Below are 22432 nucleotides of genomic sequence, written 5' to 3'. Positions count from 1 at the left end.
ACTATGGAAGCTTTATTAAACAATCTTATACAGGCAACAGGATGGAGTATCCTGCATTCCTTATGGCAGGCCGCACTCGTTTATGCACTGCTCTTACCAAGCCAGATGCGTGTATTCCGGTTGAAAGCCAGGCTTAAATATAATTTAGCTTTTGCTGCCAATACGCTCATATTTATTTGTTTTATAGCCACCTTCTTTTCCATATTCAAATGGCCGGCAGCTCAGCAGGCCCCGCTAACTGCCCAGGTCATTGCCAATACCAATCCATTATCACATTCCTTTTTATCGGCAATTCTAATTCCTTATGCGGAGAAAATATTCCCCTTCCTGGTTTTGTTGTATAGCATTGGCCTGCTGATTCAGTCTGTCATCGTCTTCAAAGGATATCATCAGATACAAGAGCTGAAAAGAACAGCGCGGATCAGTGTTCCTGAAGAATGGACTATTCTTTTTGAGGCCTTAACTAAAAAATTAAATATCAAAAAGCACGTTTCCTTTCATTTGTCCAACCATGTCAATGTTCCACTTGTTATCGGTTTTTTCAAACCAGTTGTACTTTTTCCGGTAGCGTTAGTGGCGCAAATGGAAATGAAACACATAGAAGCCATACTCATTCATGAACTCTCCCATATCAGAAGGAATGATTATCTGTTTAATCTGATCAGAACGCTGATCGAAACCATTCTGTTCTTCAATCCTTTCGTATGGCTGACAGGCAAATTTATAGCTATCGAAAGAGAACATGCTTGTGATGATCTGGTAGTCGACCTGACCAACACCCCGTTAACCTATGCCCATGCCCTGCTGCAATTAGAATTACTGGCAGATAAAACTTCGCCCGTATTTGCTTTAGCTGCCACAGGAAAAAATCAACATCTCTATCAGCGGATTAAAAGAATTACAGCTATGAAAACGAACTATATGAATTCCAAACAAAAGCTTTTTGCGGTTGCATTAACACTAACTACGATCATTTCATTAGCGTGGATAAATCCTGCAAAGAGTGATCAACAGCTAAAGCGCTCAAAACTATCAAAAGATAATGCGATCTTATCTCCTTCGGTTCAGCTTCCTGTTGACACCGGGAAAAAGAAAATCAAAGAAGCAGTGCGCTTTAAAAGTCCCGAAACACCTGATACTCTGGCTATACAAGGGCAGGATAGCGTAGCCTTACGCTCTGTAAATATTAATCCTAATAGGTCTGAACGTTCTATGGTTATTATGCCACCTGTACCGCCTGCTCCCCCTGTTCCAATGGCAATTGAAATAGATTCTGTATCAGCACCAGAGCTGCCTGTTAGCATGATCAATTTCACTGCGGACGTTAAAGCTATGGTTGAGGCCAGTCTTTCGGGCGATGAAAGCAAAATAGCAATTCTGTCAGCCCGTATTGAAGAGAAAGGCAAAGCATTAGAGCGAAGTTTCAATTCTCCTGCAGAAAAAGCGAAATGGGAAAAGTATGGTGCCGAAATGAAAGCGAAATACGATAATCCTGCAACACGCGCTAAATGGGAGAAAATGGCCAGAGAAATGCAGGCCAGGTATAATTCGCCTGAGCAAAAAGCAAAAATCAAAAAACTTCAGCAACAAGCAGCTATACAAGCATTGAACGCACAAAAAATGATCAACTCTCCTGAGTTCAAAGCAAAGATGAAACTGATTTCGGGTGATCATCTGAACAGGATTGTCCTGTTGAATGAATCAGAAGAGCAGCAAAAGCTTAAAAAAACAGCAGAATACCAGGAATTGAAAAAGAAATTTGATGCAGATGTAGAGAAGCTGAAAGCTAAAGAACAGAAAAAAGACGACAATTAGAGGCTGTTTTAACTGATTATCGTCTTTTAAAATATTTAAAACCCTAATACACAAATAGCCACAGCGGCCGGAGAAACATCTCCGGCCGTTTTTTGTTAAAAAAGAATAAACGTCAAATGACATAGTTTTCATAATTTAGCAATCAAATATGCTACAGAAACTTTCTATACGTAACTATGCACTGATCGATAGTGTCGATCTGGAACTTGATAAAGGTTTAAATATCATTACAGGGGAAACTGGTGCTGGAAAATCTATTATGCTGGGTGCGCTGTCTTTAATTTTAGGTCAGCGTGCGGAAACAAAGTATTTTTTCAATCAGGCGAAAAAATGTGTCATAGAGGGGCAGTTCAAACTTTCGGGTTCAGGACTACAACCTTATTTTGAAGAATTCGATCTGGATTATCAACAGGAAAGTATTCTGAGAAGAGAGATTTCTATTGATGGCAAATCCAGAGCTTTCATTAATGACACGCCTGTAACCTTGTCAGTCATGAAGCAGATCGGAGAAAAACTGATTGATATTCATTCTCAGCATGCAACGTCAGAAGTTAATGATCCGGGCTTTCAGTTGTCAGTTGTCGATACTTTATCCAACCACCTGCCGCTGCTCACGCAGTATAGATTGAAATTCCGGGAATATAAAAAGAACCTTCAGCTGTTGATTAATATGCAAACCTCTGCTGATGAAGCCAGAAGCAAGCAAGATTACGAGCAATTCCTGTTTAATGAGCTGGAGACTGCAAATTTACAGGCCGGCGAACAGGCAGCGCTGGAAATTGAGATGGAAGCATTAAATCATGCAGAAAATATCAAAAGAGGTTTATTAAATGGTCATGTTTTACTCGATGGCGAAGAAACTGCAGTACTTCCCATCTTAAAAGAAGTAATCAACCAGATCCAGGCTATAGAGAAGTTCAATCCTGCTTACAGCGCAATGAATGAACGCCTGCGTTCAGCAATGATAGAAATCAAAGATATTGCAGAAGAAACTGTAGTACTGGAAGAAAACATAGTTTACAGCCCGGCGAGGATTGATGAGATCAATGTCAGACTGGATACTATTTATACCTTACAGCAAAAACACCGGGTTACTTCAGTGGAAGAACTACTGACTATACAGAATGAACTTTCGGACAATCTGAATACGCTTTTAAACAGTGACGAAGAGATAGAACGTTTAATCATTGCGATCAATAAGCTGAAGGGCGAGTTAGAAAAGATAGCGGAGACCTTATCAAAAAACCGCAGCAAGGCTATTAATGTAGCCCAGAAACAAGTTGGCGAAATATTAGTCCGTGTGGGCATGCCTAATGCGAAGATTAAAATTGAGCAGACTGTAGTGGAGAACCTGAATAAGGATGGAAAAGATATGATTTCCTTATTGTTTTCTGCCAACGCAGGCCAGGCCCCTGCCCCGGTAGGCAAAGTAGCTTCCGGTGGTGAGCTTTCCCGTTTAATGCTTGCTATTAAATCAATAATATCAAAACATACTTCACTCCCAACTTTGATCTTTGATGAGATTGATACGGGTATTTCTGGCGAAACAGCACTGCGGGTTGGTGATGTAATAGGTGAGCTTGAACAAAACATGCAAGTAATTTGTATTACCCATCTTCCGCAAATTGCGGCTAAAGGCGAGGCACATTATTTCGTTTATAAGAAAGAAGAATCAGAACGGACAACGACAGGTATCCGCAGATTAAACCCTGAGGAACGTATTTTCGCTATTGCAGAAATGCTCAGCGGTAAGAATCCGGGAGAATCGGCTTTAAAAAATGCACAGGATTTGTTAAGCTTCAAAAACTAAAGGCAAATATGCTTTGAGTCTGAAGCTTAATTACAGACAAACCGTGCTGATCATTAAATAATAAAAACAAAGAAATGTACAATTTATTAAAAGGTAAAAGAGGTATTATCACAGGTGCCTTAGATGAAAATTCCATAGCCTGGAAAGTTGCAGAGAAAGCACATGAAGAAGGAGCAACATTCGTTTTAACCAACGCTCCTATTGCCATGCGTATGGGTGAGATTAACAAGCTTGCAGAAAAAACAGGCTCACAAATTGTTCCGGCAGATGCAACCAGCGTGGAAGACCTGACTAATTTATATATGAAGTCTCAGGAAATACTGGGCGGTAAAATAGACTTTGTTCTTCATTCTATTGGAATGAGTGTCAATATCCGTAAAAAGATTCCTTACACAGAATTGAACTATGATTACTTCCAAAAGGGGATAGACGTATCAGCTTTATCATTTCATAAGATGCTGGCGGTAGCAAAAAAACTGGATGCGATTAGCGAAGGCGGTAGTGTTGTTGCATTAACTTATATGGCTGCTCAAAGGACTTATCCATTTTATACCGATATGGCAGATATTAAAGCGATGCTGGAATCTATTGCAAGAAGTTTCGGTTATCATTATGGCGTAGAAAAGAAAGTACGTATCAATACCGTATCTCAGTCTCCAACAAAAACAAGTGCGGGAACAGGGATAAAAGGGTTTGGTGATTTCTTTGATTATGCGGATAAAATTGCACCATTGGGAAATGCAGATGCAGCATCATGTGCCGACTACTGTGTTACTTTATTCTCAGATCTGACACGCATGGTTACGATGCAAAACCTTTTCCATGACGGAGGGTATTCTTCTACTGGTGTTAGTGATGGAGTACTGCACGGATTAGGTGTAGATACGGAAGCTTAAAAAGCTATCCTAAGCTAAAAATATAACGTTCTGGAAGCTATCCTCTTAATTAACGTTTTTTAACAAATTCAAAGCCCTTAAAGGGCTTTTTTTATGACCAACTAATCAGTAGATCAGTTAAATTAGCCCTATGATTAAATATCTCTTTGGAACAGTCTTGCTTTTATTATTCTGCCTGAATACGCATGCACAAAAGTTGTATACAATTAGTGGACAAGTCAAGGACAAAAAGGGAGAAACTTTGCCAGGAGCCGGTATTTATCTCAGTGGATATACCACTGCAACAGTAACTAACAACGACGGGCAGTTTACCTTATCTAAGATAAAACCCGGATCTTACGAGGTAGTTGTACAAATGATGGGCTACCTGCCTTACAGCAAAAGTGTCATTATTTCAGATCAGGCAGTTAACATTACAATTACCCTGGCAGAGAATACTGTACAACTGAATGAAGTAGTGATCCGGGCAGATCCTGACCGGGAAAAAAACCTTAAAGTATTCGAAGATTTCTTTATAGGCCGCACGCCTAATTCTGCGAAGTGTAAGATCCTGAATCCACAGGTACTCTATATCAAATATGACGGCGATGCGCGTGTACTTAGCGTAACTACAAATGAGTTTCTGGTGGTTGAGAATAAAGCATTAGGCTACAGGCTGAAATATATGCTTAATCTTTTTGAGTATAATTATAATACGAGGATTGTTTACTTCTCAGGTCTGCCCGTATTTGAAGATCTGAAAGGTTCAGGTAAAAAAAGAAGAACCTGGCTCAATAACCGGGAGATTGCCTATGCAGGATCACCCCAGCACTTCTTTCAGTCTCTTTATCAGCATAAGGTAGAAGAAAATGGCTTTATTATTTACAAAAGAATTAAAACAAAGAATCCCAACCGGCCATCAGACGCCTATATTTATACCACAAAAGCACGATTACAGAAAAGAATGCACGGAGCCAGTACTATAGGTTCGGTATTCAGCGACTCATTATTGATGATGCAGCGTCTATACGATCTCCCTAAAGAATTTACTACCGTTGATATGTCGGGCGTATCAACTGATACTTTAGTCAAAAGCATTTATCCTAACATGAAAACTATCAATTACAAGGATGAACTTTATGTCATGTATACCAAAGAAGAAGAAAGCAATGCCTATTCCAACACCGGACACTATATAATGCGGCCCTTAACTATTCCTAATTATCAGATTTCGGTAGTCAGTATGTTAAAGGGTCCGGTCAGTTTCTATCCAAATGGTGCAATACATGATTCAAAAGCCATACTCTTTGAAGGCTTCTGGGCTTACGAGAAGATAGGCGATATGGTTCCTATGGATTACGTCCCATTAAATAAAAGATAACCCAATCCCTAAAATTACTAAAAATATTAGTAATTTTAGGGATGATTTCATCGGAAAAGCCAGAAGAGCAATATTTGAAAGGGAGAGGCGCGCAATTTAACCCTCATAATCATTTCTTAGCCCACTCCTATGTCAAAGAACACAGCGAAGGAATAGACGATTGGGAAAATGAAAATCACAAGACCACTTTCATCATAGGGAAGTCGAAGACTATTGTCAATAAAGTGGCCAGTCCAGACGTTGGCATGGCTTATTCACTTAACCCATACCAAGGCTGTGAACACGGCTGCACCTACTGCTATGCCAGAAACGCACACGAATACTGGGGTTTCAGTGCCGGCCTGGACTTCGAAAGAAAGATTATTGTTAAAAAAGACGCACCACAACTTTTCAAAAAGTTTCTGGAACGCAAAGGCTGGAATGCAGAAACGATTTCCTTATCCGGAAATACCGATTGTTATCAACCCGCCGAACGTGAATATAAACTAACCCGGCAGCTCCTTGAAATTGCCCTTGCCTATAAACAACCTATAGGGATGATCACCAAAAATGCCTTAATATTACGCGATATTGATATCCTTCAGGAGATGGCCAAACTCAATCTCTGTCTCGTTTACGTCTCCATCAATAGTCTGGACGAAAAACTTAGGCTTAAGATGGAACCCAGAACCACAACCGTCAGACAAAGACTAAAAGTAGTAGAAGAGCTCAGTAAAGCCGGAATTCCGACCGGAGTCATGGTTGCACCACTTGTTCCCGGCCTCAGTGATCATGAAGTTCCCGGCATACTGAAAACCATTGCATCCTTCGGCGCAGAAAGTGCCGGCTATACCATTGTCAGGCTAAACGGAGCAGTAGGCCCAATCTTCGAAGACTGGTTACGTCAAAACTTTCCCGACCGCTTTGACAAAGTATGGCACATGATCCAATCCTGTCACGGAGGAACAGTGAATGACAGCCGGTTTGGAGAAAGAATGAGAGGTGAAGGTAATATTGCGAAAATGATTCACGACACCTTCAAACTACATTGCAGAATTAATCACCTGAACCTTAAAAAAACACACCTTGACTCCAGCATATTCAGTATTCCAAAACCACAATTAAGCTTATTCTAAAGCAAAAGCTTAGTCAAAAAGCAATAGTAAAAAGCTTTCCTAAACATTTCGCCAAAAACAAACAGCAAAGCGTTTCTTCTATTTTTTTCTCCTTATCCAACCCCAAAGAGTAATACCGACAATTACTATGAATATCAACCGCTCCGCTAAACCCCGGCCGGTTACATAAACCTTTAAAAAAAACAGGGTATAGTATTTCAAGACCTTGGCCGCCCCTTCAGGCGGGCGCCGGCTTGAAATACTATACCCTGTTTTTTTTAAGCTAAAAAGGCCGCCCTTTAGAGGCAGCCTTGATATTTCCGTGTTGGAGGTACTTACTCAATACTTCCTTCTTCTTTTTTCTTCTTCTTACCCGGGCTCTTATTTTCCACTACAATTACATCAGTTTCCTTATTGTAATCTATCTCAAGCGTATCCCCATCGTTGATTTCCCCTTTCAGGATTTCTTCCGCAATAGGATCTTCCAGATATTTCTGTATCGCACGTTTCAGCGGGCGGGCACCAAAGTTAATATCGAAACCTTTATCAGCAATAAACTCTTTTGCGACATCAGTCAATTTAACCTCATAACCTAAACTATGAACCCTGCCGAACAACGACTTCAATTCGATATCAATAATTTTGAAGATCTCATCCTTACCTAAAGTATTGAATACAACCACATCATCCACACGATTCAGGAACTCAGGAGCGAAAGCACGTTTCAGCGCATTTTCAATTACCCCTCTTGAATGTGCATCAACCTGGTTGGTTTTTGCATTCGTAGAGAAACCAATACCCTGACCAAAATCTTTAAGCTGACGAGCACCAATATTAGAAGTCATGATGATAATCGTGTTTCTAAAATCGACCTTACGACCTAAACTATCAGTCAGCTGACCTTCATCCAACACCTGTAACAGGATATTAAATACATCAGGGTGAGCTTTTTCAATCTCATCCAATAAGATAACGGCATAAGGCTTACGGCGTACTTTCTCAGTTAACTGACCACCTTCTTCATAACCAACATATCCCGGAGGCGCTCCCACTAAACGTGAAACAGCGAATTTCTCCATATACTCACTCATGTCAATCTGAATCAGTGAATCATCACTATCGAACATGAATCTTGCTAACTCCTTAGCTAATTCAGTTTTACCAACACCCGTAGGGCCTAAGAAAATAAATGAACCAATAGGTTTCTTAGGATCTTTCAATCCAGCTCTGGTACGTTGAATAGCTTTACTTAATTTCTTGATCGCATCATCCTGACCAATAATTTTAGTAGCTATCGTATCATACATGTTCAGCAATTTCACGCTGTCAGTCTGACCAACACGTTGTAAAGGAATACCAGTCATCATGGAAACAACCTCTGCAACATTATCCTCAGTTACGGTGTAACGTTTAGTTTTAGTTTCAGCTTCCCACTCCGTTTTTGCACGATCAAGCTCCTCCAGAAGATTCTTCTCAGTATCTCTTAATTTTGCAGCTTCCTCATATTTCTGACTCTTTACAACTTTATTTTTCTCAACCTTGATATTTTCAATCTTATTCTCAATATCAATGATGTTTTCAGGAACATGAATATTAGTTAAATGCACCCTTGAACCAGCCTCATCCAGCGCATCAATAGCTTTATCCGGAAGGAACCTGTCAGTGATATATCTTGTAGTCAAAGCAACACAGGCATTTATTGCCTCATTTGTGTAAGTCACACCGTGATGTTCCTCATATTTTTCTTTGATACGGTTTAAGATCTCAATAGTTTCATCAGGAGAAGCAGGCTCAATCATAACCTTTTGGAAACGACGGTCTAAAGCTCCATCTTTCTCAATATACTGACGGTACTCATCAAGTGTAGTCGCACCAATACATTGGATTTCGCCTCTCGCTAAAGCAGGTTTGAACATATTGGAAGCATCCAGGGAACCAGAAGCTCCGCCAGCACCAACAATAGTATGGATTTCATCAATGAATAAGATTACATCAGTTGATTTTTCCAGTTCATTCATTACAGCTTTCATGCGTTCCTCAAACTGTCCGCGGTATTTAGTCCCTGCAACCAAAGAAGCAAGATCTAATGTAACCACACGTTTATTGAACAGCACTCTTGAAACCTTACGCTGAACGATGCGCAAAGCAAGTCCTTCAGCAATTGCTGATTTACCTACACCTGGCTCACCAATCAAAATAGGATTATTCTTTTTACGACGGGAAAGGATTTGAGAAACACGCTCAATCTCTTTTTCACGTCCTACAATAGGATCCAGGCGACCTTCTTCAGCAGCTTTTGTTAAGTCTCTTCCAAAATTATCCAGAACAGGAGTTTTGGATTTAATATCAGATACTTTTTTAGGACTGCTAAAGCTTTCCTCTTCACGGTAATCATCATCACCACCAGTAGAAGCACTACCCTGAGTTTCATCTCTGAAACCATTTTTATTAACTTCTACTTCCTGTTTGAAGATTTCGTAATTGATGCTGTACTGCAATAATATCTGAGAAGCGATATTATCGTCATCACGAAGGATGGACAACAGCAAGTGCTCTGTTCCTATTAAATCACTCTTGAAGATTTTGGCTTCCAGATAAGTGATTTTTAATACTTTTTCGGCCTGTTTGGTCAATGGGATATTTCCCAGATTAACCGTTACGCTGGATGTGCCTCTAACTGCCTCCTCAATTGAGCGGCGTAACTTAGACGTATCAACCCCCAGCGACTTCAATATTTTGATAGCCATTCCATCGCCTTCGCGAATCAAACCTAACAAAAGATGCTCAGCGCCTATATAATCATGACCTAATCTCAGGGCTTCTTCCCTGCTAAACGAAATCACGTCTTTTACTTGTGGTGAAAATTTAGCTTCCATATATACCTTTTCTTAAACGCAACGCCCCTAAACTATAAAAATGTTTTATAAATAAGCGCCACCTATATGATTTATTTTATCAACAATTACGCCATACAGCGGAAGAAAGATTTCGTTACCGATCTAATTCCATTAAACTTACTAAGTTTTGACACGAATAACAATATTATTTTATGAGCAAGAGGAAAATAAATAGTCCTAAATTAGCTTAAATAATCATAAGAGGAACCATTTTCAACCCTTTTGGGAGAATTGTCCCAAAAATGTAATGATTATTATGCCATAAACGACCTGTCATTTTGTTAGTTATCCCAAACTAAAAGCAACAAAATGGCAGTCTTTAATTCGAATTCTCAATCCATTCCCCTATTTTGGTAGCTATAGGCTTTAATATGTTGTATTCTGTTTTCCAGATCACTTTTTCATTATGGAATTCATGGCTGATGGAACCAATAAACCGGGCTTCTGAGAACACTCTGTAGATGTTATTTTCTTCTCCGGAGAGGATTAAGAATTTTCTTTTCTGGCCACGATATTCATCTTCATAGCTGTATTGTTCCATAATCAGGCTTAGTCTATATATTAACGCAGCAAAGCTCTAAAAATTTCACTTATATTTTCCTATTCTTGGGGACGAAAACATTTCCCCGCTGATCTTTTAAATCATATTATGATCTATAACCTTATTTTAGAAAATATAACCAGGCACATTTCGCTTGATCAGGAGGAAATTAACTGTTTCATCGCCTGCCTGAAGCAAAGAAAAATTTCTAAAAAAGAATTTATTCTGAAAGCAGAACAAGCCTGTAAATACATCAATTTTGTTCACTCTGGTATATTAAGGGCATATTACCTGGATAAAGAAGGCAAGCAGTCTACTATTATGTTCGCAGTTACGGACTGGTGGATAACAGATATGTTTTGTTTTATCAATAATCAACCAGCGATGCTGACTATTGAGGCCGTAGAGGATAGTATCATTTTTCAACTGTCAAAAGATGATTTGGATAGTTTATATATCAAAACACCAAAGTTTGAAAGGTTCTTCAGAATTATTTTTCAGAATGCCTATATCAGAGAACAACTCAGAACGATACAAAACTTATCACTTACGGCCGAAGAGCGGTACAATAGCTTTATCAATAAATATCCCCAGGTGGTTAAGCAGGTTACTCAAAAACAGATCGCTTCTTATTTAGGTATTACGCCGGAGTTTTTAAGTACGATCCGAGGTAATAAGCATAAAAATTAATGTTTCGTTTGATAAAATTTCTTAATCTACCTTATTTTTTTCAACCATTTTGTTCCCTTGTTTTGTATAAAAATTAAAGATATGTTGATACTTATAGCAGGCCCTTACCGCAGCGGGACAAATGACGATCCTGAATTAATTGCACAGAATTTAAGCAGATTAGAAGCTGTAGCACTTCCTTTGTTCCGTTTAGGACATATTCCTATGATTGGCGAGTGGGTAGCACTGCCCCTGCTTCATCTTGCGGGTTCAAAAAAACCTGGTGATGAAGCTTATGAAGAGATTTTATATCCTGTAGCGCATCGGTTACTTTCAAAATGTGACGCAGTGTTACGTCTTGAAGGTGCTTCTAAAGGAGCTGATGAAGATGTGAGGATTGCGAAAGAAAGAGGATTAAAAGTGTATTATAGTTTGGATGATGTACCTCATGCTGATGAATAATATGTTTTGATGCGCGTCTTCCTGTCGAATTAAATTTTCAAGGCAAAAGCAAAGATTCCATCATTCAACATATTTTCAAACAATAACACCAACAGCAGGTATTATATAATATTTTTCAATTATTATTGTTTTATATAACAAAAGTTAAAACCTTTTATATTGAATAATCAATTGGCATTAACAATTTCCAAATACCATGCTTGAAATCAACAAAAAAGAAGATATTATTATACCTTTCGATAAAATGGGAGATAATGACTGGAAAATCAAAACCGGCCAAATCATTGAAGCTTTTGCAGATACCTGGGATGAAGAACTCAAAACTCCGATTTCCGCAGCTGAAATTACAGCACTCGAAAAGAAACTTGGCACAACGCTTCCTGATGGGTTAAATCTTTTCTATCAAACATTCGGTCTCGCTAATATTGGTGAAGAACTTCAGGATCTCGATCAAATGGAATGGATGAAGGATATCTGGGCAGACAATCCTGAAAACGGGCCAGACTTTACAGCCGAAGACAGCGAAATATTGCCTTACCTGGTTACATTCAGTAACTATATTGGAAATGGAAATATGTTCTGTTTCCATAGTGAAACCAAAGAGATCTATCTTTTTGATCATGATGGCTCCTCTTATATCAATAAGATGTTCAATACAGTGGATGATTATATAAAAGGCTGTTTAATTTTCGCACAGGCTGAACTTTACGGCGAAGACACGGATCAGGAAGATGCAGAGGAATGGAGTGAAGAGGTTGCAGAGGAACTATTCGGCATTGATATTATCAAAAAATGGAAATATTCAAGCGGCTGGGAATAAGTTTAATAATTACGGGCAAATTATTCTCAAACGCGGTGGTGGCACATTTATTTTCCAAAGAATAATGAAAGAGATCTTTCCTAAAAAACTTGAGATCCTGAGACAACGAATCCCTATTGGAATTAAAGAGGCTTTATGTCTTCTTGAAAGTACAAATGGAGACGTAACACAGGTAGAAATTTTATTTAAGGCAAAAGTTTTAGCCATTATTCTACAAAAAACAGGAGTAACAAAAGAAACCGCAGCACATCATCTTTTAAAAAACAAGTTCAATATAGATCAGACCCTAAAAAGTATTAACGAGGAACGCTATACGCTGACCGAAAGGATTTTAATAAAGGATAAATACAGAAAAGAATCTGCATTAACTAAAATAGCCGATACGATTGAAAAAGAGCAAAATCTAACCAGAGATTTCTGGTTAGATTTTGTTCAGTTTGAAAAGCTTGAACCAGAAATTTCTTGCCTGCTGTCAATCATGGAATGGTTAAATTATGAAAGTTGGGAAGGATTCGATAGTGCGATATACTTCAATTTAGATATTGTAATGAACCAAATAGAAAATAAGCTTTATCTACCTCAAATCGCCGAAATACTAAGAAGATCCTTAATGATAGATCAGATCCATGCTGAACAGCAAAAAAACATATTGTCAAAAGAAGGCGTAATAGTTCCCATTCATGATTTCATAAAACAAAATGGCTTATTTAATCAAAAAAGGTCTTTGCTTATTGATACACTTTATGAGTTCGTAAAAAAACATATCGATAAATTTCCATAACAATAAAAGAAACCTATTTTTTCAAACTGAAAGGATAAACGTGCTTATCTATTTCAAGGTGTAAACTATCAGAATTTTTATAAGCTACGATATAAACTTTGGACTCCCATTTCTGCATAAGCGAAGCCAAACCGGTGGCTGCATCTCCTAAGCGTTTGGAGACGAGTTCAATCTTTCGGTTTTTATGATCAAGGCCAGCATCCATTACCTTATCGACATAAATTGCCTGATTGTTATTCACTTCACCCAAAATTATTGATGATGCAGCTTTAGGATGGCCAACAAGCAAGACAAAGTTCTTCTTAAAATCAATGGCAGCTATTTGTGCAGAAAAATCCTGGTGGTTTGTGCTGAAACCTTTTTCTGCATGATCATTAATTACATTTTGTAATTCTTCTGCACTAACTACTGGTAAAAATGCAATGTCTTCATAAAACGGAACCTTTTCCTTTTCATCCGATTGTAATACTAAAGCACTGTCTTTCCCCGCCTTTTGAGCCTCCTCCATAAGAGCCCCATTTAAACTTTTTGCTAAGTCTGATACCCTGTCTTTCCCCGGGCGTAAAGTAGTCTCAAAAGCAAAATCCTCTTTCAATTCCACCGGAGAACTACAGGAAACAGACAAGCCAGCAACTAACAAAAGAGAGAAAGCCATCTTTAACGGAACAAACAATTTACGTTTCATGCTTTAAATATAGATGAATTCTGCATTAATTTATTTCAGCAATACTATTAAAACTGAGTTTGGAGGGAGAAACTATCTCCCAACTAGTCTCTGCTCAATAACCAGCTCCCCGCTCAAAAATTCTTTTTTAATATCTGACAAACCATTTCTTTACTACCGTACCTTGTTTATCTTTGCACCTGTTATTTAATCAGGAGCCAGGTTTTGCTGTATTGTTTGCATAATGATTCGTTTTTAATGATGGTTACTGCCCGAAGGTGCTTCGTGGATTGATTTTTCATAATTCTAAGCCTTTAGAGGAAGGTGAACTGTCGTTCAACAGACAAGCCATTATACCATATATAATGTATTTTATCCCTCAATCAAGTTTTATGGCATTTGTTGGTTCGGGGGGACGCTTCCAAATAAACTGATCAAATCAATTGTAAGTAAAATGAAAGATCAATTAGATAATATTTTACCCCAACGGAGTTAAACTGAAATTCAGCGGCGACCTATTGCTTTTTTTATCTCAGTTGATACGTCTGTATTGACATGTTCTCACTAGGATCTTAAACCGTTTCTATCTTTAGTCGGGGCATTGTGATATGCGCAAAAAATTTTGATGGCTGTAGATCGGTTTTATACTTGGGTTTTTTGAGATGAATTAGTATTTCTATTCTACAACAAGTAAACTAATGTAAGTTTGATTATCAAATAGAAAAGCATATAAAGAATTGTCATTTTTTGCATATGCATCTTCTTCTCCATAAAGCACACCATATTTAATCATAGTAGAAAACAATAGCGCATGATTTGCATATTCGTATTCCGGAAAACAATTGGTCATCATTTGAGTAATCTGATGTGTATTAGCTATTTTGTTTTTTTCAACCTGGCTTTTTAAAGAAATTATCGTTGTGTTATAAGGATGTCCAGTAGAATGTAGTACATCCTTATGCTTTACATATTCCTGATAAAAAAACGTGTAATGATTGGTTAACAAGGATATCTTTACAGTAAATAAAAGCTCTTTTTCGAAATAGATAGAATCATTGCGATCTAATACTATGGAGAAAGAGAAGCTTGGGTACTCTGTGTGAAAGTCATTAAATACTACGAAGCCGTTGAAGTATGCTTTTAGCTGTTTCTCAAATTCAATTCTAGGTGCGGGAATGCTATTCTCGTGTAATTGAATGACCTTATTCCTGGCAATTTGCGTGGCCTCCAGAAATCCATCATACAGGTCATTTCTTAAGTTAAAGCCTATAGGATAATATTTATGGACAGCTTTTATTAATTTATTTAATAAAACTGGATGATCTATTGTAATTGATATGTTTTTCATAACTAAATTTTTATGGGCAATAAACTGCCAATATTCCTCTCACATTTGAACAGGGACCTGTGCTAAATGTACTGCCAGCTTGAAATGCTGATAATGCTATAAGAATTTGTGCTTTTAAAGATCCTTTTATGGCAGTTTCTGTATAAGGAATAGCGCCATATTTAACTTGAGCTATAACTAATTCAACAGCAATATTATATGCAGTATTAAAAGCTATAGAAGCACGTGGACCAATTGTATTATAGGATGGAATTGAAAAACAAGTATTGGACCATACAACAGGGATTCTTATTGAACTGCCCGTTGGTGGAGTTATAGTCATAGTAAACCCCAAAACATTTACTCCACCGGTGTAGGAGTCGCCAATCTTTAGCATTGGTATTGTAGTACAAAGTATTGCATAGTTGTTAAAAGTCACAGTCGCACCACCGACAAAATTAGCAAGATTTCCTCCATAGTTTCCACCAATTAGCCCACTACCGCCATTGCTACCTACACCATAATTTCCGATAATTACATTCTCATCAAGTTGACTTGTACTGTCACTGCCTTTACCACTAACCCCACCCTGAACGGACATTATATTATTTGGTGTGTAGAGATAGGATACCTCTTTTGTTATAGTTTTTCCATTTGAGTCCTGTTGGAAAGTTCTCAAATATTGGTCCTTCCTGGCACTCTCTTTTTTTGAAGACTTTTGTAAGGGGGTAGTTTTGTCGTCAAGCTTTGAAAAAATAGCTACTTTATCAGTGCTTTTAAGACCTTTGTGAAATAAGCTGCCCTCAATCCATCTATAATTTAAATCATATTGTATTATAGCACCATCAAAACCATTAATGGATGATTGACGATAATTAGGGATTAGGGTGCTTAATTTTTGATTTACGGCATACTTAAATCCAATGAATTCAACGATTCTACCGCTTGCAATATCATTATCCAATGATTCAAAAAGATAGAATCTTCTGATATTTACCGATTTATTGTTGACATAGTTTTCAATAGTAGGTACAACAACAATGTCAGTTCCTTCTGGCGATTTTACTGTCCATGAATCTCTCCATTGTGGTTTTAATTCTATCCAGCTATCGGTTTTCTCAATATACTTTGTAGTTTGACCTAGAACAGCATTATTCCAAATCTTGGCAGATTCTAAAAGACTTGAGGGAATTTTTGGTTTTTCCTCAGTAATAAGATTATTAAATTCTTTTCGGCAGGCAAAGATCAATAGACATACTCCAAAGAGTACGGCGAGCATTAATAGAGTGCGTTTTTTCATTTTTAAGGAGCTATTTGTTTAGAGTAAAATCCATATATAATAAATGTAATAAAGACATTAATTTTATAATAGCTACTTAACGGAAATCTGCTTTAAAAAGAGAGGAGAACGTTCGAAGATAACGGATATGAGCAGCATTTTATACAGAGGCAACGTATTACCTAAATTAGATATAAATTTGATAATTACAAATTTTATTTTAAATAAAAGTTAACTACTAATTTTTTATACCTCTTATTAGGATCAAATACCCATTTTTCTTGGCCTGGCAGAAGAAAAAGTTAGATTTAATCGAATTATCTTAAAAAAATTTTATACTCTTTGCTGGTGAACGGAATTAATCAGTGGCCGAAAGCTCTGTCAGTTGCCAATTAATGATCAAGTTCTTCAAAAGAATGTACAGAGTTACATAATTCCACAAAGGATTTGATAGTGCTTTCTTTTCATTCCATGGAAATTTGTAGATCATGCCTGGCCATTATACTGAACTGTCAGTTCTATTGGTAACCGGGCTTTTAACCCTTGCATATACCTGTTATCTAGTTGCAATAATTGTTGTATTCAGGACTATTTGAATCAGTATAGCGAAGCTTCCAGGAAAGTTTTTTTATTTGGCAAATCCGCAACCTAAATTGCGAAGGTCTTTTTTTGAACTTATCACAGCGTTTATAGCTTTTAGAAGGTTTAAGATCATCATTACCTCTGGATAACGTTCTTTGATTAATGATAATTCAAAAAGTGGTTCGGATTTAACCTTCCGACGTACAAATTTCTTCCTTCGCACTTTCTGCAATATATGACATTTTCTTATGGCGAAGTCCAGAGTAATATCAAAAGGAATACCCATATCTTTTCGATGAATAGCGCTTCTTAAGATCAACAGATATAGATCAGATTCAACAGCTTTTAAAGCGGTAAACAAATCACTAAAGGCAATTTCCTGAAGATCAGTGGAACATAATGATACCAGTTGTTCTGGAGAAAGTTCAAGTATTTTTTTGACGCTTTTGAATGATTTTCCATATTCTGAGTTTTATAAGTGAAATTTGGCATGTGCTTTCTTTTTAGTTAGGGTTTACCTTTACTATCTTTGCACCAATTGTTTGGCGCAAAATGTTTGGAATTTTACAGGGTTTTCTTTTTAGTTAATATAAATTTTGTCCCCGTTTTGTCCTCTTTTTTATAAAAACCACCCTAATACACGAATAAACGACGATGGACGAAAAAATAATCTTTTCAATGGCGGGAGTAAATAAGATTTACCCCCCTCAAAAACAAGTATTAAAAAACATATACCTTTCATTTTTCTACGGAGCCAAAATTGGTGTTATTGGTCTTAACGGATCAGGTAAATCATCTGTATTAAAAATTATTGCAGGAATTGACAAAGCATTTCAGGGTGAAGTTGTATTCTCACCAGGTTATACTGTTGGTTACCTTGCACAGGAACCAGAACTTGATGAGAACAAAACTGTTCGTGAAGTTGTAGAAGAAGGCGTTGCAGAAATCACGGCTATTCTGAAAGAATACGAATCTATCAATGAGCAATTCGGTTTGCCTGAAGTTTATGAAGATGCAGATGCCATGGATAAACTGATGACCAAGCAAGGCGAACTGCAGGACAAAATTGATGCAGTAAACGCATGGGAGCTTGACAATAAACTGGAACGTGCAATGGACGCTTTACGTTGTCCTGATCCTGACACTAAAATTGGTGTTTTATCAGGAGGTGAGCGCCGTCGTGTAGCGATGTGCCGTTTACTATTACAAGAGCCGGATGTGCTATTACTGGATGAGCCAACCAATCACCTTGATGCAGAAAGTATCGACTGGCTGGAGCAATTCCTGAAAGATTACAAAGGAACAGTTATCGCTGTAACCCACGATAGATACTTCCTTGATAATGTGGCAGGATGGATTCTTGAACTTGACCGCGGAGAAGGTATTCCATGGAAAGGTAATTACTCCTCATGGTTAGATCAGAAAGCAAAACGTTTATCACAAGAAGAAAAAACAGAGAGCAAACGTCAGAAAACATTGGAGCGTGAGCTGGAATGGGTTCGTATGGCACCAAAAGCCAGACATGCAAAATCTAAAGCACGTTTATCCAACTATGATAAACTGGCCTCAGAAGACTCTAAAGAAAGAGAAGACAAACTGGAGCTGTTTATCCCGGCAGGGCCCAGATTGGGTAATGTCGTGATTGAAGCGAATAATGTTACTAAATCATACGGAGACAAGATCCTTTTTGAAAATCTGAGTTTCTCTTTACCTCCAGCAGGAATTGTAGGTATTGTTGGCCCTAACGGTGCGGGTAAAACTACCTTGTTCCGTTTGATTACTGAGCAGGAAACACCAGATGAAGGGACTTTCAGAGTTGGTGAAACTGTAGCCTTAGGTTATGTCGATCAAATGCACAATGACCTTGATGGCAATAAGACTGTCTATGAAAACATTACTGACGGACTTGATAACATTATGTTAGGAAACAAATCAGTTAGCGGACGTGCTTATGTCTCAAAATTCAACTTTAATGGCGGTGATCAACAGAAGAAAGTAGGCATATTATCAGGTGGAGAGCGTAACAGGGTACATTTGGCCATTACTTTGAAAAAAGGAGCCAATGTATTATTACTGGATGAGCCAACCAATGATATCGATGTAAATACGCTGCGTGCACTGGAAGAAGCATTAGAAAACTTTGGTGGTTGTGCAGTAGTCATCAGTCACGACAGATGGTTCTTAGACCGTATCTGTACGCATATTCTTGCCTTTGAAGGGAATTCACAAGTTTACTTCTTTGAAGGTAACTACAGTGATTACGAAGAAAACCGTAAGAAACGCTTAGGCGATGTAACCCCGCACAGAATCAGGTACAAGAAATTAGGCTAACAGACAAAGTTACTTAGTCTTTTTATGACCGAAGTTCTGTAAACGGTAATTAAAACTAACAAGGAAATATCTGGTAATTTGATTATACTGACTATCAGTAATCGAATTATCAGATATACTTCTAACCAGGTTATTTCCCTGGTTCAATAAATCATAAGCTTGTAAAGAGATGGTTCCCTGCCTGTTCTTAAACAAGATCTTCTCCAAACTTAGATTAATCAGCATTGGATTCGCTACAGCCAGCGAATAACCTGAATTTATCTTCTTGGAAACATCAGCACTCAAAGAAAAATTTTTATTCAGAAAAGCACGGCCGCTCCAGTTAAATTGCCAGGTTTCAATATTTCTCAACTTCAGTAATTCAATAGAATAACGGTTACTGCTATAGGTATAAGTAGCAGAAGTCGTTAAAATTAACCTGCGCTGATTCATCCTGAATTTCAAAGACTGTGAAAAATTGATATTTCTATTGGTATTCAGATCATTATTAGCATATGAAATCATATTTATATAATCAAATGTGCCTCTTAATTCTGCATTAAATTTGTTCCTGGCGAACGGCAGCGCATAAGAGTACATACTCCCTACCAGGTATGCGCCATTCGCGTTCTCATAATGCGTTTCCTGCTTTAAGCTATTTAAGGTGTCTTTGATTAAAACCACATTACTAACCACCTGATCTTCTACCACAGAGCCGTTTAATGCGAGCTGCAAGGTAGAACCCGTAAGTTCGTCGGTATGCTGATAGGTCAGATTTCCAGCATGTGTAAAACTGGATTTCAGATTAGGATTTCCAATGATCACATTCTGAAGATTCGTAATATTTGGCACCGGCTGCAACTGGTAAAAATCGGGAGCGGTACTGCTTCCGCTATAAACAAAAGCTAAATTGTCCCAATTAGATAAATTATAGCTCAAATTGACTATGGGTGATAAATTAAGTTCAAAATGACTGATTTTAACTTCATTCCCTGCATACTGCCCGGTAAGCTGACTCGGCTGCAAGGTAAAACCAAGACTATAATTGAGCCGCTCGGCCTGGTAACGGTAATTCACAGCAAAACGCTGGAAAAGAAAAGCCGAAGAGTAAATAGAACTCAGAGAATCTACAACAGTACTATTACCAATACTGTTATCTACCTTTGTATACAAGCTATTCCTGGTTTTACTCATCGAGAAGAAATACGAAAAATCTATATTCCTCTTTACTAAAGAGTCATGATCAGACCTTAAAGGTTCACTATACCTGAAGTCGGCTGTGACCAGGTTTGTTCTGTTTTCCGCATCAATAAAGCGATTCACAATGGAATCTTTAACCAGTTGACCCTGCCTGTTATAATAGCTTAGTTTGTTCCGCAAATCATCCTGAACCTGATTAATCCCGCTACTCACCACCACTCCTGCAGACATACTTCTTCCCGGTTTATCCATACTCCTTGCCCAAACAAAATTACCATTCAGACTGGGTGTTTTAGTGTTCGAGCCACTCTGGCTATGCAAATCCTGTCTGATCAATCCTGTTTGCTTAGAAAGAATGTCTCCATCTCTATCCTTTACGGCCATAGAACCGCCCAGGGAGGCCTGAAAATAGCTCTTATTCGCTATGGATTGTACATTGAAATTAATATTATGAGTATTGTCAGCTGAATTGCCGGAAGACTGTGCCTTATTTAAAATTGTTCCATCGGTCGTTACTGTTTCAGTCGAATTCAGCTGGTCGGAGATGTTCTTATTATAACCATAATTATAAGCTGCACTTGCAGTTATCCCACTTGACAACTTATCTCTGTAATTCACACCCGCTGTTGCGGCGGTATTCACTCCTGCTTCGTTATTGGTGTTATTGGAGCTGCTGCTGAATCCAATCTGCTTACTGCCTTCCCATAAGTTGCCATTGCCCTGAAGACCGTAACGTTTATTGGTACCCCCACTAATTAGTGCATTACCAAAAGTCCCTCTGTTTTGTCCAGCCTTGGTTACCAGGTTCAGCATTTTTTGCGATTCCCCGGTTTTCAGCCCTGTAAAATTAGCTTCATCTCCGTAGTCATTAATAATTTCAACCTTATCAACCACACTGGCTGGAAGCTGACTAATAAAGTCCTTCACATTACTGGTAAAAAAGTCTTCACCGTTTACCCTTAATTTTTGCAGGGGTTTCCCCATCGTCGTGGCATTTCCATGCTCATCGACCTCTATACCGGGCAATTGCCTTAATAAATCCTCTACCCTGTCATTTTCAGAAACCTGGTAAAAAGCTGCATTATATTCAATGGTATCACGTTTAATCCTGATAGGCCTGTCCCTGCCATTGATCACGACTTCGTTGAGCAGGTTGGATTCCAGTTCCAGAATAATCATATCCAGGTCCATATTTATTTGCCCGGCTTTAAATTGATATGATTTAGTAAAAGGCTTAAAGCCTACACTCATGACCAGCAGGGAAATCCGGTCAGCTTTAAAACCTGAGAAAACGAATCTTCCGTGGGCGTTGGTGGTCGAAATCAGGGTATCTTTATCTGCAACGATATAAACGTCAGCTCCGGATACTACATCTTTCAAAGAGTCGATTACAGTTCCGGTAAGTCTATGTTCTGTTTGTGCTTTAGCAGAGAGGCTATAGCAGCATATAAAGGCATTAAATAAAATTATACATTTTAAATGAATCAAATTTCCAGGAAATTTTAAAAATCTAATCATTCGTTATGCAATCCAATAGGACATATTCAAAAACGCGATCCTTGTGAGAAGGCAGTATTAAGCCTTCTTTTCACAAGTATAGCAGTTTGTGCCAGTAAATTAACTTTATTTCAAAATATTACAGAACAAGTCCTGAAATTTCACAATTAAAGCAAGTTAATCAATAGTTGGCGGAGTTGATTTCTCCACTCTCGGGCCTCTTTTAAAAATGACTAATCCATTGAGGAAATTACGCAGGATCTGATCACCGCATGGTTTAAAGTTCGGATGGTCTTCACTTCTGAAGAACGACCCCAGTTCACTTTTTGTTACTTTAAAATTTACCAGCTCAAGGATTTTAATAATATCTTCATTATTCAGCTCCAGCGCTACGCGGAGTTTCTTTAAAATGTCATTGTTACTCATAA

Annotated in this window: 17 protein-coding genes; 10 read left to right on the top strand and 7 right to left on the bottom strand. The window is 38.0% G+C overall.

Features of this window, described 5'->3' with window-relative positions:
- The first annotated feature begins 3 nt into the window (after positions 1-3).
- The 5 genes from AB3G38_RS21075 to AB3G38_RS21055 all read left to right on the top strand — a co-directional run bounded on the left by AB3G38_RS21075 (position 4) and on the right by AB3G38_RS21055 (position 6996).
- On the top strand, positions 4-1815 hold the full coding sequence (locus AB3G38_RS21075; RefSeq protein ID WP_367865691.1) for a M56 family metallopeptidase: 1812 nt from the start codon (positions 4-6) through the stop codon (positions 1813-1815).
- A 148-nt stretch (positions 1816-1963) separates the two neighbouring features.
- Positions 1964-3625 carry a DNA repair protein RecN gene (recN, locus tag AB3G38_RS21070; RefSeq protein WP_367865690.1) on the top strand — a complete coding sequence of 554 codons (1662 nt, stop codon included), beginning with the start codon at positions 1964-1966 and terminating at the stop codon, positions 3623-3625.
- Positions 3626-3699: 74 nt separating this feature from the next.
- On the top strand, positions 3700-4521 hold the full coding sequence (locus AB3G38_RS21065) for an enoyl-ACP reductase (protein ID WP_367865689.1): 822 nt from the start codon (positions 3700-3702) through the stop codon (positions 4519-4521).
- Between the two features lie 130 nt (positions 4522-4651).
- Positions 4652-5881 carry a carboxypeptidase-like regulatory domain-containing protein gene (locus AB3G38_RS21060; protein ID WP_367865688.1) on the top strand — a complete coding sequence of 410 codons (1230 nt, stop codon included), beginning with the start codon at positions 4652-4654 and terminating at the stop codon, positions 5879-5881.
- Between the two features lie 41 nt (positions 5882-5922).
- Positions 5923-6996 carry a PA0069 family radical SAM protein gene (locus AB3G38_RS21055; RefSeq protein ID WP_367865687.1) on the top strand — a complete coding sequence of 358 codons (1074 nt, stop codon included), beginning with the start codon at positions 5923-5925 and terminating at the stop codon, positions 6994-6996.
- A gap of 314 nt (positions 6997-7310) precedes the next feature.
- Here the strand turns inward: AB3G38_RS21055 and AB3G38_RS21050 are convergent, their stop codons facing one another.
- A complete protein-coding gene (locus AB3G38_RS21050) occupies positions 7311-9851 on the bottom strand; it encodes an ATP-dependent Clp protease ATP-binding subunit (protein ID WP_367865686.1) in 2541 nt (846 codons plus the stop codon).
- Between the two features lie 340 nt (positions 9852-10191).
- A complete protein-coding gene (locus AB3G38_RS21045; RefSeq protein WP_367865685.1) occupies positions 10192-10413 on the bottom strand; it encodes a hypothetical protein in 222 nt (73 codons plus the stop codon).
- 108 nt (positions 10414-10521) lie between these two features.
- Between AB3G38_RS21045 and AB3G38_RS21040 the strand changes: the two genes are divergently transcribed.
- The 4 genes from AB3G38_RS21040 to AB3G38_RS21025 all read left to right on the top strand — a co-directional run bounded on the left by AB3G38_RS21040 (position 10522) and on the right by AB3G38_RS21025 (position 13145).
- Positions 10522-11103: a Crp/Fnr family transcriptional regulator gene (locus AB3G38_RS21040; RefSeq protein ID WP_367865684.1), complete on the top strand. Its 582-nt coding sequence runs from the start codon at positions 10522-10524 to the stop codon at positions 11101-11103.
- A gap of 81 nt (positions 11104-11184) precedes the next feature.
- Positions 11185-11544 carry a DUF4406 domain-containing protein gene (locus AB3G38_RS21035; RefSeq protein WP_367865683.1) on the top strand — a complete coding sequence of 120 codons (360 nt, stop codon included), beginning with the start codon at positions 11185-11187 and terminating at the stop codon, positions 11542-11544.
- A 196-nt stretch (positions 11545-11740) separates the two neighbouring features.
- Positions 11741-12364, top strand: coding sequence for an SMI1/KNR4 family protein (locus AB3G38_RS21030; RefSeq protein ID WP_367865682.1), 624 nt, complete (start codon positions 11741-11743; stop codon positions 12362-12364).
- The gene (locus tag AB3G38_RS21025; protein ID WP_367865681.1) at positions 12321-13145 is read left to right on the top strand and encodes a hypothetical protein; all 825 of its coding nucleotides are present in this window, start codon (positions 12321-12323) and stop codon (positions 13143-13145) included. The genes AB3G38_RS21030 and AB3G38_RS21025 overlap by 44 nt, the downstream gene beginning before the upstream one ends.
- 13 nt (positions 13146-13158) lie before the next feature.
- On the opposite strand, the gene AB3G38_RS21020 is transcribed toward AB3G38_RS21025, so the two are convergent.
- From AB3G38_RS21020 to AB3G38_RS21010, 3 genes are all read right to left on the bottom strand, one after another.
- Positions 13159-13830 (bottom strand): hypothetical protein, encoded by a 672-nt coding sequence (locus AB3G38_RS21020; protein ID WP_367865680.1) that lies wholly within the window; start codon positions 13828-13830, stop codon positions 13159-13161.
- Between the two features lie 655 nt (positions 13831-14485).
- The gene (locus tag AB3G38_RS21015; protein ID WP_367865679.1) at positions 14486-15157 is read right to left on the bottom strand and encodes a hypothetical protein; all 672 of its coding nucleotides are present in this window, start codon (positions 15155-15157) and stop codon (positions 14486-14488) included.
- A gap of 10 nt (positions 15158-15167) precedes the next feature.
- Entirely contained in the window at positions 15168-16436 is a 1269-nt protein-coding gene (locus tag AB3G38_RS21010; RefSeq protein ID WP_367865678.1) for a hypothetical protein, read from the bottom strand.
- 1215 nt (positions 16437-17651) lie between these two features.
- Here AB3G38_RS21010 and ettA point away from each other — a divergent pair.
- Positions 17652-19328, top strand: coding sequence for an energy-dependent translational throttle protein EttA (gene ettA / locus AB3G38_RS21005; protein ID WP_367865677.1), 1677 nt, complete (start codon positions 17652-17654; stop codon positions 19326-19328).
- A 9-nt stretch (positions 19329-19337) separates the two neighbouring features.
- On the opposite strand, the gene AB3G38_RS21000 is transcribed toward ettA, so the two are convergent.
- Positions 19338-22025, bottom strand: a complete 2688-nt coding sequence (locus tag AB3G38_RS21000; protein ID WP_367865676.1) for an outer membrane beta-barrel protein — start codon at positions 22023-22025, stop codon at positions 19338-19340.
- 156 nt (positions 22026-22181) lie between these two features.
- Positions 22182-22430: a DUF1456 family protein gene (locus AB3G38_RS20995; RefSeq protein WP_367865675.1), complete on the bottom strand. Its 249-nt coding sequence runs from the start codon at positions 22428-22430 to the stop codon at positions 22182-22184.
- Positions 22431-22432 lie beyond the last annotated feature (2 nt).

The sequence above is a fragment of the Pedobacter sp. WC2423 genome, assembly GCF_040822065.1.
Lineage (GTDB): Bacteria > Bacteroidota > Bacteroidia > Sphingobacteriales > Sphingobacteriaceae > Pedobacter.
The sequence above is the reverse complement of the archived record's forward strand: the minus strand, read 5'-3'. Positions and strand labels throughout refer to the sequence as shown.